Raw genomic sequence first — 11744 nt, 5'->3', positions numbered from 1 at the left:
GTGCGGCGGCCACGCGCTGCATCAGCGGATCGCACATGCGGTCGGTGCGCTTCGCGGCGACGACCTCGGCGCCGGCGTGCCAGCGTTGGAGCATCGCGGGGATCAGTGCCGGCGGATCCTGCAGGTCGGCGTCGATCAGGATCACGGCCGCGCCGGCGGCTTCGTCGATGCCGGCCGTGAGCGCGGCCTCCTTGCCGAAGCGCCGGGTGAGATCGACGATGCGCACGCGCGGATCGCCGGCGGCGATGTCGATTAGCTTGTCCAGCGTGCCGTCGCGGCTGCCGTCGTTCACGCAAACGATTTCGAAGCGCGCGGTGCCGACCGATTCGAGGATGGGAAGGGTGGTCGCGAAGAATGCATCGATCGCTTCCGCCTCGTCGTGAAAAGGCACGACGAGCGATACCAACGGCTTCAGGGTGTGCCTGGACATACGTCCCCCTGTGAGATCCGGTCTGCGCCGCATTGTCTGGTCCTGTTGTCGCCGAACTTGTGGAAACGGGTCCGGATCGGCGCGCGTTTGTGTTTGTGATGGTCTGGCTGGCTGGCCGCGGGCCGGGCGGGCAGCCGTCAGATCATTCTACGCACGAATGACGCGCAGGTGACAGGGTGCGCGGGTTTGTGCGGGGGGAGGGGTTTCAGCGATGCGGCCGGCCGCCGGCGGGGCGCTGCAGCGCCGTCCCCGGGGCGGTTACGCGTGCGGGCGCAACGGTTAGCATGTCGACTGGAATGACGGTGACGGAGAGGGTTATGCAAGTTCAGGAACTGGCCGGCGGGCCGCTGGATTACTGGGTCGCGATCGCGGAAGGCCACGACGCCCCGCGTGCCGACGCGTCCGGATGCACGTCGATTCGCGTGGCGGGCGGCGTGCCGACGCCGTTCGCGCCATCGTCGTCCTGGGCGGACGGCGGCCCGATCGTCGAGCGGCTGCCGTTCGACGCGTTCGAGCGCGACGGCGGGCGGGGGCCATGGCGTGCCGTGCTGCACCGGGCCGTGCCGGCCGCGGGCGACCGCTGCACGTTCAACCAGTCGGGGCCGACGCTGCTGGTCGCCGCGATGCGCACGCTCGTCGCGTCGACGTTCGGCGACGACCTGCCGGACCTCGATATGGCGCTGCCGCGCTGAACGCCGCCACGCGCGGCAGCGCTCAGGACGACACGTTCCGGACCGCAATCGACGCGACGTCGACGCGCCGTGGCAGGATCGCGTCCGCCGCCGCGCGATCGGCGACGCGCTGCAGCACGTCGATGTCGGCGCCGCTGAGGCTGCGCTGCGCGAGCGCGGCCCGGCGGGCGATGTCGGTCGCCGCGTCGGGCGGCAGGCGCGTGAGCGACGCGTAGACGTTCGCGTAGTCGGCCGGGTGCGCGAGCGCCCATTGGCCGGCGCGGGTGAGCCGTGCGAGCACGTCCGCGAGCGCCGCGCGCTTCGCGTCGTCGTTCAGCGTCTCGACCGGCGACGTGAGGAACGCGAGCCCCGAATTGATGCCGCTGCCGTCGCGGACGATGCGTGCGCCGCGTCGCACTGCATGGCCGTAATACGGGTCGAACGTGGCCCAGATGCCGATCCGTTTCGCCTCGAACGCGGCGAATGCATCGACGGGCAGCACGAAGCGCACGTCGACGTCGCGCGGGGCGAGGCCGTGTTCGCGCAGCGCGCCGTACAACTGGTATTGCGAGATGCTGCCGCGCGCCGACGACACGACGACGGTTTGCCCTTTCAGGTCGGCCACCGTGCGAATGGGCGAGTCGGGCTGGACGACGATGCCGAGCGACGCCGACGAGCCGACCCGCGTCGCGACGATCCGCAACGACGGATCGCCGAGCGCGGCCGTCAGTACCGGCAGGTCGCCGGCCGGGGCGAGATCGATCGCGCCCGCGCGCTGGGCCTCGAACAGCGGCGCGGCGCCCTGGAAATTGGCCCAGCGGAACCGGTAGGGCGTGCCGTCCAGCACGCGCGCGGCTTCGGCCAGCGCGCGCAGGCCGCCGGCCTGGTCGCCGAGCACGAGCGTGACGCTCGACAGGTCGGTGCCGGCCGCGCGGGCGGGCAGTGCGATGCCGCCCGCGAGCGGCGCGGCGGCGAGGGCGGCAAGACGCTGCAGCGCGCGGCGGCGCGCTGCAGCGGAAGAGCGATTCATCGGCGGCATGTCCTCGGTAACCCGCGCCCGTGCGGCGCGGCTGCCGGGCAGGTTACGGAATCGGTTTCCGGCCGACAAACATCGAATCGTGAAATGCATATTCGCGCGGCGAGCCCCGCTAGGGCCGGTAACGGCCCGGCGCCCGGGCGCTGTCGCGGATGCGTCGTGCGGATGCGTTAGGCGGCCGGCGGAACCGTGCGCAGGAATGCCCGCACCGCGGGCGCCTTTTCGAACCGCCGGTGCGCGAGCGCGAGCTCCGACGTGATCGGCTTGCCGGCAATCGGCCGGTACACGACACCCGGCAACGACACGCAGCCGGCGAGCGCATCGGGAATCACCGCGACCCAGCCGTTCACGGACACGCACGCGAGCACCGCGAGCAGGCCGCCCGGCCGCGCGGCGATGACCGGTGCGAAGCGGCCGCGGCGCGCGACTTCGAGCGTGCCCCGTTCCTGTTCGGGCACCGCGAAGCGTGCGTCGGCGAGATCGGCCGCGCGGACGGCCGTCATCGCCGCGTAGCGCGAATCGGCCGGTACGGCCGCGACGAACACGTCGCGCTGCAGCGTGACGATCCGCAGACCGCCGGGCAGCGGCAGCGGCGGACGGACGTAGGCGAGATCGAGCCGGCCCGCGTCGAGCTGGTTTGCGACGTCGTCCATCGGCACCTCGCGCAGGTTCAGTTCGATGCGCGGGTGCGCGGCGCGGAACGCGCCGACCGTGCGCTGCAGCGTGCCCGAATAGACGGCGGACGACACGTAGCCGATCTCGATCCGGCCGAGTTCGCCGCGTTCGGCGAGCGCGGCAAGTTCGCGGCCGCGCTGCAGATGCTCGAATGCGGCGCTCGCTTCGGCGAGATAGGCCTCGCCGGCCGCGCTCAGCGTGACTGCGCGGCGCGACCGGTGAAAGAGCCGCACGCCGAGCACGCGCTCGGCTTCCTGGATCTGCCGCGTGAGCGCGGGCGGCGCCATGTCCAGCGCTTCGGCCGCGCGCGCGAAATGCAGGTGCTGCGCGACGCTCAGGAACGCACGTACGTGACGGAATTCGAGCCGGTCCATGATTGCAGTTTTCGTTAATAAAACAGCTGGGAAGTGTCAATGACAGGCAACACCGGGCAAGCCTAGCATACGGCTCGTTGATCCTGTTCCGGAGTTGCCGATGTCCCAGTCTTCACCGGCGTCGCGTACGGGCGCGGCTGCCGCCCCGCGCGCGGGCGCCCGCCTGCCGGCCGCCGCGACGCTTGCCGTCGCGTCCGCAACCTGTTCGCTGATCGTGCTCGACACGAACGTGGTGGCCGTATCGCTGCCGAGCATCGCGCGCAGCTTCCACGCGAGCTTCGCCGACATCGAATGGGTCGTGAGCGCGTACATGACCGCGTTTGCCGCGTGCCTGCTGCCGGCGGGCGGGCTCGCCGATCGCTTCGGGCGCAAGCGGATGCTCTTCACGGGGCTCGCGCTCTTCTTTCTCGCGTCGCTTGGCTGCGGCATCGCACCGTCGGCCGGCTGGCTGATCGCCGCGCGCGCCGTGAAGGGCGGCGGCGCCGCGCTGCTGCTGACCGCGGCGCTTGCCGTGATCGCGAACCGGTTTCCGGACGGGCGCGACCGGGCGCGCGCATGGGCGATCTGGGGCATGTGCATGGGGATCGCGACGGCCATCGCGCCGCTCGTCGGCGGCGCGATTACCCAATGGATCGGATGGCGCTGGGTGTTCCTGCTGAACCTGCCCGTCTGCCTGCTGCTGGCGGCCGGCGCGTGCGTCGCGATCGACGAATCGAACGATCCGCATGCGAAACGCGTGGACGCCGCCGGCAGCCTGCTGTTCGGTGCGGCGCTCGCCTGCGGGATCGCGGCGCTGATCGGCGCACCGTCGCACGGCTGGCTGTCGGCCGCGACGCTGGGCCGGCTCGCGCTCGCCGCCGCGCTGCTGGCGGCGTTCATCGGCGCGGAGCGCTGGCAGGCGCGGCCGATGATCGATCTCGCGCTGTTTCGCCAGCCGCGCTTCGTCGGCGCGGTGCTCGCGATGTTCGGGTATGCGGCGTGCGCGCAGGTGATGATGACGTTCCTGCCGCTGTACCTGCAGAACGCATTCGGCATGTCGGCGATCGATGCGGGGCTCGGGATGCTGCCGTTCGCGTTCGCGATGATCGCCGGCCCGTCGCTCGGCGCGGCGCTGGCCGCGCGCGTGTCGTCCGGCGGTGTGCTGGCGGGCGGGCTCGCGCTGATCGGCGCGGGCAACCTGGTGACCGCGGCGCTGACGGCCAGCGGCGACTACCGGCTCGTCGCGATCGGCATGTTCGTGACGGGGTGCGGCGCCGGCATCATGAACGGCGACACGCAGAAGGCGATCATGGCCTGCGTGCCACCGAACCGCACCGGCATGGCGTCGGGCATCAGCACGACGACGCGCTTCTCGGCGATCGTGACGGCCGTCGGCGTGCTCGGCGCGGTGCTGGCGGCGAGCACGCACGCGCGGCTCGACGACCTGCTGTCGGCCACGCCCGGCCTGCGCGCGTTCGCCGATGCGCCGTTCATGTCGAGCCTGCTGGCCGGCGATCTGGCGCAGGCGCTCGGCCGCGTGCCGCCGTCGGCCGCCGGCACGCTGGCGCGGGCGGCCCCCGTCGCGTTCTCGAGCGGGTTCGCCGATGCGTTGACGATGAGCGGCGTGCTCGCGCTCGGCGCGGCCGTCGTAGCATACAAGTTGCTTACGCAACCGATGCGCGATGGCGCGTAACGGGGAGTGACGGGGAGTGACGGGCCGGCGTGCATGCGCTGCGTATTGGACGGGCTTTCACGGAACCATTAAGCTGGCGCGTTCCGGTTTCACGCAGCGTATTCAAGATGTCATCGACGATCGAGATTCTGTTGCCCGTGTTCGGGCTGATCGCGGCAGGGTTCCTGTGCCGCCGGCGCGGCGTACTCGGGCCGGCCGCAGCGTCGGAGCTCAACCGGTTCGTCGTGTGGCTCGCGCTGCCCGCGCTGCTGTTCCAGATCATGGCGCACGCATCGTGGCACCAGCTCTACCAGCCGGCGTTCGTGGCGACATTCGCGCTGACCTGTGCGCTCGTGTTCGGCGGCGTGCTCGCGTGGCGCCTGTTCGCGGGGCGCGGGCTGGCCGATGCGAGCATCGATGCGATCGCCGCGTCCTATCCGAACACCGGCTATCTCGGCTTTCCGCTGTGCCTGCTGGCGTTCGGTCCCGGCAGCCTCACGCCGACCACGATCGCGACCATTCTCGTCGCATGCGTGTTGTTCGCCGGTGCGATCGTGCTGATCGAGATCGGACTGCAGCGCGACCGCGCGCCGCTGAAGCTGATGTGGAAGGTGGCCGGCGCGCTGCTGCGCAACCCGCTGATCGTCGCGCCGCTGGTCGGCGTATGCGTGTCGGCTGCGCAGGTGCCGCTCGCTGCGCCCGTCGAGACCTTCCTGAAGCTGCTCGGGGCGGCCGCAAGCCCGTGTGCGCTGGTCAGCCTCGGGCTGTTTCTCGCGGAGAAGCGCGAGGGGGCCGGTACCGCGGCGCGCGGCAGCGTCGCGCTGACGGCGGTGAAGCTGTTCGTCCAGCCGGCGCTCGCATGGTGGCTCGGCGTGCGCGTGTTCGCGATGCCGCCCGTGCTCGCGCAGATCGCCGTCGTGCTCGCCGCGTTGCCGACCGGCACGGGGCCGTACATGCTCGCGGAATTCTACGGGCGCGAAGCGCAGGTGACGTCGCGCACGATCCTGCTGTCGACGCTCGGATCGATCGTTTCGCTGTCGGTGCTGCTCGTGCTGGCGCGACACGTCTGACGCGGCACGCGGCTGCGATCTTGCAGCCTGTCAGCGCATCGCCGTCAGCCGGCTCGCCGGTCAGTGCGGCTTCGTCGCGATGCGATGGATGCGTGCCGCGTGCGCGACGCGCGCCGGGTGCGATGCGCGGCAATGCGTCGCCTGTCGGCGGCGAGTGCGCCGTGCGGGCTCCGGCGTGTCGGCGACGGGCGGCGTGGACATCCGGGCATCCGCGTCGGAACCGGCAGCGGCTACTGCGGTAACGGCCGGCAACCTGGCCTCGGCGTCGAGCCATGCGTGCGTCGCTTGCGCGATCAGCCCGCGCAGCCAGCACACGCCCTCGGCACACGATCCCGATTCGTTCCACGTCATCCGGTACACGATGTCCGGCGGTTCGGCCGGCAGCGTGACCGCAGCGAGCGGCAGCAGCTTCGCATAGTGCCGCGCGAGCCGGTACGTGGTGGTGAGGATCATGTCGGTGCGCACGAGCGCATGCGCGGCAAGTTCGAAGTGCGGCAGCGTGACGACGATGCGCCGCTGCAGGCCGACGCGTTCGAGCTGCCGGTCGATCGCGCCGGATGCTTCGAGCCACGACGGCGTCGGGCACAGCTGCGGCGCGGCTGCGAAATCGGCGGCCGTCATCGCGCCGCGCCTGGCGAGCGGATGCGTCGCGCGCATCAGGCACACGACGCGGTCGTCGAACAGGTCGTCCTGCCGGAAGCGCGACTGGCGTGCGGGGCGGTTGTCGATCACGACGTCGAGTTCGCCGTCGGCCAGCGCGCGCTCGTCGTCGAAACCGTCGCCGAGCGGATGGAACACGAGCTGCGCGTCCGGCGCGCGCTCGCGGAACAGCGCGACGAGCTTCGGCACGAACAGCACGTTCAGGTAGTCGGGGCAGCCGATCCGGTAGGTGCGCACCGACGTGCGCGCGTCGAACGTCGGCTGCTGGATGCGGATGAAGTCGATCACGCGCAGCGCGTTGCGCAGCGGCTCGATCAGCCGCGCGCCGAACTCGGTCGGTACCATCCCGTAACGGCTGCGCACCAGCAGCGGATCGCCGAGCAGCGTACGCAGCCGCTTGAGCGCCGCGCTCGTCGCCGGTTGCGACATGTTCAGGCGCACGGCCGCACGCGATACGGTGCGCTCGGTCAGCAGCACGAGCAGGATGCGCATCAGCCGTGCGTCGAGCACGTCGAGCGCGCCCGTGGCGTCGGCCGCGCCGCGGGGCAGGGCGGCCGGGTCTAGCGGGTCCCGCATGCCGATACGCCTCCCGGCGCCCCCGTGACCGCGCGCGACGCGACTGCCGGCCGGCGGCGCGTCATTTTGCGAAGGTTCCCGGCCAGCCGACGATCCGCTTCGGGCGCGGCGGCGCGTACGTGCGGACCTTCGACGTCTTCAGCTTCAGGCGCACCAGCGACTCGGCGAGTGCGACCGCGGCCGACACGCCGTCGACGACCGGCACGCCCGTGCATTCCTCGATCTGCCGGTCGAGGCCGGCCATCCCGCCGCAGCCGAGGCAGATCACTTCCGCGTGATCGTCCTTCACCGCGCGCTGCGCCTGGCCGACGATCGACTCGATCGCGCGGGCCGGATTTTCTTCCAGTTCGAGCACCGCGAGGCCGCTCGCGCGCACCGATGCGCAGCGTGCGTCGAGCCCGGCGAGTTTCAGGCGATCCTCGATCAGCGGCACCGTGCGATCGAGCGTCGTGACGACCGAGTAGCGATGGCCGAGCAGCATCGCGACACTCGCGGCGGCTTCGGTGATGTCGACGACGGGTACCGTCAGCAGTTCCTGCAGGCCTTCGCGGCCGTGTTCGCCGTAGCCGGCCTGGATCACCGCGTCGTACGGCTCGTCGTAGCTCAACACGCGATCCATCACGGCGATCGCCGCGAGGTAGCTCTCGAAGTTGCCTTCGACCGATTCCGCGCCGAAGCGCGGCGTCAGCCCGACGATCTCCGTGCCGGGCGAGGCGGCGGCCTGCGCCTGCGCGGCGATTGCGTCGGTGATCGACTCGGTCGTGTTGACGTTGACTACCAGGATCCTCATCGGGGCTCTCCGTATGCGTGTGTGTCAGTGTTGCGCGCAGGCGACCGCGATGTGCTCGCCCGAGCGCTCTTCGTAGTGCCGTTTGCGATCGGCCAGCAGCCAGTACACGCTGCCCGCGATGGCCGCGCCGAGCAGCCAGGAGAACGGCGTCATCGCGCTGAAGGCCGGCACGACGGCGAGCGTGATCGAGATCAGCGCGGACGGCACGAGCGCCGCGAGCGCCTTGCGGTTCACGCCGCGGGTGTAGAAATAGGCGCCGCCCGGCGCTTCGGTATAGAGGTCGGGCACGTTCACGCGCTGCTTGCGCACGAGCCAGTAGTCGACCGTGATGATCCCGTACAGCGGGCCGAGCAGCGCGCCGAGGCCGGACAGGAAGTAGACGATCACGATCGGGCTGTTGTACAGGTTCCACGGCAGGATCAGCACGGCGATCGTCGCGCTGATCAGGCCCGCGCGGCGGAACGACAGGCGGTGCGGCGCGAGGCTCGTCAGCACGAACGCCGGTGCCACGAAGTTCGCCATGATGTTCACGGCGACGGTGACGATCAGGAATGCGAGACAGCCGAGCACGAGGAACAGCTTGTTCGGCACCGTCGCGATGATTTCCGTCGGGCTGTGGATGATGTGGCCGTTCAGCTTGAACTGCGCGCCCGCGAGCACGAAGCTGATCGTCGCGAACACGAGGATGTTGACCGGCAGGCCCCAGAAGTTGCCGACGCGCACCGTCTTCGCGCTCGGCGACGAACGGGCGAAATCGCAGAAGTTGAGCACCAGCGTGCCGTAGATCGAGAGCCACAGCGAGCCGCCCGCGAAGATTTCCGTCCACATCCTGAAGCCGGTCATCGGCTTGCCGATCGACATCGCGAGATGGCCGCCCGTGCGGCTGATCATCCATGCGGCGAGCGACAGCGTCGTCACGAGGATCACCGGGCCGGCGAGCCCCTCGTACTTGCGGACCATCTCCATCCCGAACGTGAGGATGCCGATCTGCACGAGCCAGATCGCGACGAACGTGATCCAGCCGAGCGTCGACAGCCCGAAGATCGCATTCTGGTCGAACGCAGCGAGGCCGGGCCAGATCGCCGTGAGCAGCACGCGCAGCACGACGGACGCGAGATAGGTCTGGATCCCGAACCAGGCGATCGCGATCACCGCGCGGATCATCGCGGGCAGCAGCGCGCCGTAGATGCCGAAGCTCATCCGGCTGATCACCGGGAACGGCACGCCGGTCTTCTGGCCCATGTAGCCGGTGAGGTTCATGAAGCAGTACACGAGCACCGCGCCGATCGCGAGCGACGCGAGCATCTGCCAGCCCGACAGGCCGAGCGCGAACAGCCCGATCGCAAACGAGTAGTTCGCGATGTTGTGTACGTCGTTGGTCCACAGCGCAAAGATGCTGTAGCGGCCCCAGGTCCGGCCCTCGGTCTTGGTCGGCGCGAGGTCGGGATTGTGCAGCCGCGGGCTCAGCGCAGGGTCGCGCGTGGCCGAATCGGTTCGATACGATGCGTCGTCCGCGCCGAGCACGATGCCCGGGCGGTGGGTGGCTTCCAGTTGCACGCCGTTGTCTCCTTCCATGTGCGGGGCGCGAAACCGGCAGCGTGTGTACGCAGCGCCGGCCCGGCCGCCGTGGACGTTATGTCTCGGATTTGTTCGCGAGTATGGGTGGCGGCCACGGTCATGGGAAATTAAATATTCGGCTGGGCGTCATTTGAAAAATGAATGGAAGGCGTCGGCCAGCAGCGGCAGGGCGCGGCACGCAAATTGCTCGCAAGCGGGCTCCATCCACATCGACATCAGCGGAGGTGTCATGCAGCGATATTCCTTTCGTCATGTATCGCGAGCCGTCTTCGCCGGCATCCTGATTGCAGGGCTGGCGGCAGGTGCGGGCTGCCAGAAGAAGAGCGACAGCGACAGCGCCGGCGGCGCGAGTTCCGATTCGAGCGCGACGGGCGGCATGTCGGCCGCGCCGTCCACCGCAGCACCGGGCACGCCGGGCAGCGGCGCGGCCGGCAGCAGCGCCGACAGCGGCGCGAGCATGCCGGGTGCGGCCTCCGCGCCGGGCGGTGCAAGCGGCGGCTGATGCGCGGTTGGCCGGGTGGGCGGCGCGCCGGTTGCGTACCGGCGGTCTGCCCGCTTTTTCGAGTGCCGTGCCGGCCGGGCACGTGCGCCGGCCGGCGTGTGTGCGCGCGGCCGGGCGCGTGAAAGATTTGCAAGGAGCGATGTAGCGATTCACGGACCGGCGCATGCCGGCCGGACAAGGAGGTGCGATGCAGAGCGATCAATCGAACCCTGACCCGAAGCAACCGCCAGCCGATTCCGGGCCTCCCGCGACGGCCCGGCGCCCGTTGACGCCGGAGGCCATCGCCGCGAAGACGCCGACCGGCCTGCCGCCGATCGAGCGCGGCACGCAGGCGGTCGGCAGCGGCGACCCGGTGCGGCGCGCGGCTGCCCGGATCCCGACGCTCGACAACGCGAACATGGCGATGACCGACAGCACCGTCGACGTCGACGGCAAGGGCATGGAAGCGGCTGCGGGCGCGTCGAAGTGGCACGACAACGTGATCTACTCGAACGCGTCGCTCGACGAAGCGGTCGAGACGCCGGACGAAGGCCTCGGCGGGATCGAGAGCCGGCCGTCCGGCAACCTGCCGCAGATCGCGACGCGGCCGGGCTGGCGCGTGCGCCGTGTCGGCGAGGTCGATATCGAACGCGGCGACGGCACGCGCGCCGAGCATGTGATCCGCTTCGAGCGGGACGACTGATGCCGGTGTGCGAGGTCGCGGTGGCCGGCCCGATCGCGCCGGCCACCGCGACCGTTCGCTATCCTTACTGCGGGCCGAGTTCCTGCGCGGAAGAATCGGCGTCGTTGCCCTGCGCGACGAGCACGTGAATGTCGTTCGGCGTCACGTCGCCGACGCCGCCCGACGGAATCGTCAGGAGCAGCCAGTCGGCGTTGTTGTTGATGGTGACCGGCGCGGTCTTGAGGATCGGCGACTTGCTGCCGGCCGTCGTGACGATCACCTGGTAGCTGCCGCCGTTCAGGTAGATCGAATCCTGCGTCGTGGCCGGCACCGCGTTCTGGTACGCCGCGCCCGCCATCGTCGGGCTTTGCGTCGTGATGTCGGTGCCCGGCGGGACGACGTACACGTCGACGTTCTGCGCATTCGGCGACGCGTTGAAGCTGCGCACGCGCGCCTTGTCGGACAGCAGGCCCTTGTCGTACGGATCGTCGACGATGGAGATCAGCGACGTCGTGCTCGGCAGCGCGATCGTCGTGTAGTGGTGGCCGTTCGCTGCGCCGAACGATTGGGACGCAATGGTCGTGGTCGTGCCCGAGACGTCGTAGCTCGCGGTCTGCGTGCCCGAATCGACGTCGTGATAGCGCGTCACGCCCTTGTAGGCGACGCCCGACTGGTCGATCTTCGCGTTCAGGTAGTAGTCGAGGTTCGGGCCGGCCGGCACCGCGTTGATGAAGCGTGCCTGCGGCTTCGAGATGCCGAGTTCGGTACCGACGTCGTTGCCGTCGCCGCCGCATGCCGCGAGCACGGCAATAACCGAGCACAAGGCCACCATCGTTCGTATTGATTTCATGTCGTCCTCTCGTTCAGGGAACCTGCTGGCGATGCAGGACCGCCGCGCGAGCGTTCGCGCAGTGTGCAGCGCCGGTTGGGGGAAGGCTGTCGACCGCCGGGGCGGCGGGCGCGTGGATGACGCAAGCGATGTGCCTGCGCAGCGGGAGACGATGAACGACGGCGGGGCGGTGGCGGGACGCGCGCACGCGCCGGTGCGGCGGCGTGCGCGAGAGGACGAG

Annotated in this window: 12 protein-coding genes; 5 read left to right on the top strand and 7 right to left on the bottom strand. The window is 70.2% G+C overall.

The features are described from left to right. Positions 1-430, bottom strand: a 430-nt coding sequence (locus BLA15945_RS07590) for a glycosyltransferase family 2 protein (protein ID WP_174991949.1), incomplete at its 3' end; no start/stop codon positions are given. A 317-nt stretch (positions 431-747) separates the two neighbouring features. Between BLA15945_RS07590 and BLA15945_RS07585 the strand changes: the two genes are divergently transcribed. Then, positions 748-1122, top strand: coding sequence for a phage protein NinX family protein (locus BLA15945_RS07585; protein WP_059237166.1), 375 nt, complete (start codon positions 748-750; stop codon positions 1120-1122). A gap of 22 nt (positions 1123-1144) precedes the next feature. Here the strand turns inward: BLA15945_RS07585 and BLA15945_RS07580 are convergent, their stop codons facing one another. Together BLA15945_RS07580 and BLA15945_RS07575 are read right to left on the bottom strand one after the other, a co-directional pair. Continuing rightward, positions 1145-2131, bottom strand: a complete 987-nt coding sequence (locus tag BLA15945_RS07580) for an ABC transporter substrate-binding protein (RefSeq protein ID WP_174991943.1) — start codon at positions 2129-2131, stop codon at positions 1145-1147. A gap of 176 nt (positions 2132-2307) precedes the next feature. Continuing rightward, the gene (locus BLA15945_RS07575; RefSeq protein WP_059237165.1) at positions 2308-3186 is read right to left on the bottom strand and encodes a LysR family transcriptional regulator; all 879 of its coding nucleotides are present in this window, start codon (positions 3184-3186) and stop codon (positions 2308-2310) included. Positions 3187-3286: 100 nt separating this feature from the next. Between BLA15945_RS07575 and BLA15945_RS07570 the strand changes: the two genes are divergently transcribed. Then, positions 3287-4858 carry an MFS transporter gene (locus tag BLA15945_RS07570; RefSeq protein ID WP_174991942.1) on the top strand — a complete coding sequence of 524 codons (1572 nt, stop codon included), beginning with the start codon at positions 3287-3289 and terminating at the stop codon, positions 4856-4858. A gap of 107 nt (positions 4859-4965) precedes the next feature. Next, the gene (locus BLA15945_RS07565; protein WP_059237163.1) at positions 4966-5907 is read left to right on the top strand and encodes an AEC family transporter; all 942 of its coding nucleotides are present in this window, start codon (positions 4966-4968) and stop codon (positions 5905-5907) included. Between the two features lie 60 nt (positions 5908-5967). Here BLA15945_RS07565 and BLA15945_RS07560 read toward each other — a convergent pair whose 3' ends face one another. The 3 genes from BLA15945_RS07560 to BLA15945_RS07550 all read right to left on the bottom strand — a co-directional run bounded on the left by BLA15945_RS07560 (position 5968) and on the right by BLA15945_RS07550 (position 9508). Next, complete coding sequence (locus tag BLA15945_RS07560) at positions 5968-7143, bottom strand: LysR family transcriptional regulator (protein WP_174991941.1); 1176 nt, start codon at positions 7141-7143, stop codon at positions 5968-5970. A gap of 61 nt (positions 7144-7204) precedes the next feature. Beyond that, on the bottom strand, positions 7205-7933 hold the full coding sequence (locus tag BLA15945_RS07555; protein ID WP_048025762.1) for an aspartate/glutamate racemase family protein: 729 nt from the start codon (positions 7931-7933) through the stop codon (positions 7205-7207). A gap of 24 nt (positions 7934-7957) precedes the next feature. Beyond that, a complete protein-coding gene (locus BLA15945_RS07550; RefSeq protein ID WP_174991940.1) occupies positions 7958-9508 on the bottom strand; it encodes an NCS1 family nucleobase:cation symporter-1 in 1551 nt (516 codons plus the stop codon). A gap of 232 nt (positions 9509-9740) precedes the next feature. On the opposite strand from BLA15945_RS07550, the gene BLA15945_RS07545 reads away from it, so the two are divergent. Both BLA15945_RS07545 and BLA15945_RS07540 read left to right on the top strand, forming a co-directional pair. Continuing rightward, positions 9741-10013 (top strand): hypothetical protein, encoded by a 273-nt coding sequence (locus BLA15945_RS07545; RefSeq protein ID WP_155627205.1) that lies wholly within the window; start codon positions 9741-9743, stop codon positions 10011-10013. 187 nt (positions 10014-10200) lie between these two features. Continuing rightward, positions 10201-10695, top strand: a complete 495-nt coding sequence (locus tag BLA15945_RS07540) for a DUF3005 domain-containing protein (protein ID WP_174991939.1) — start codon at positions 10201-10203, stop codon at positions 10693-10695. A gap of 64 nt (positions 10696-10759) precedes the next feature. On the opposite strand, the gene BLA15945_RS07535 is transcribed toward BLA15945_RS07540, so the two are convergent. After that, complete coding sequence (locus BLA15945_RS07535) at positions 10760-11524, bottom strand: DUF4397 domain-containing protein (protein WP_059237160.1); 765 nt, start codon at positions 11522-11524, stop codon at positions 10760-10762. Positions 11525-11744 lie beyond the last annotated feature (220 nt).

This window comes from Burkholderia arboris, from assembly GCF_902499125.1.
Taxonomy (GTDB): Bacteria; Pseudomonadota; Gammaproteobacteria; order Burkholderiales; family Burkholderiaceae; genus Burkholderia; species Burkholderia arboris.
This window is presented reverse-complemented; position numbering and strand designations above follow the sequence as displayed.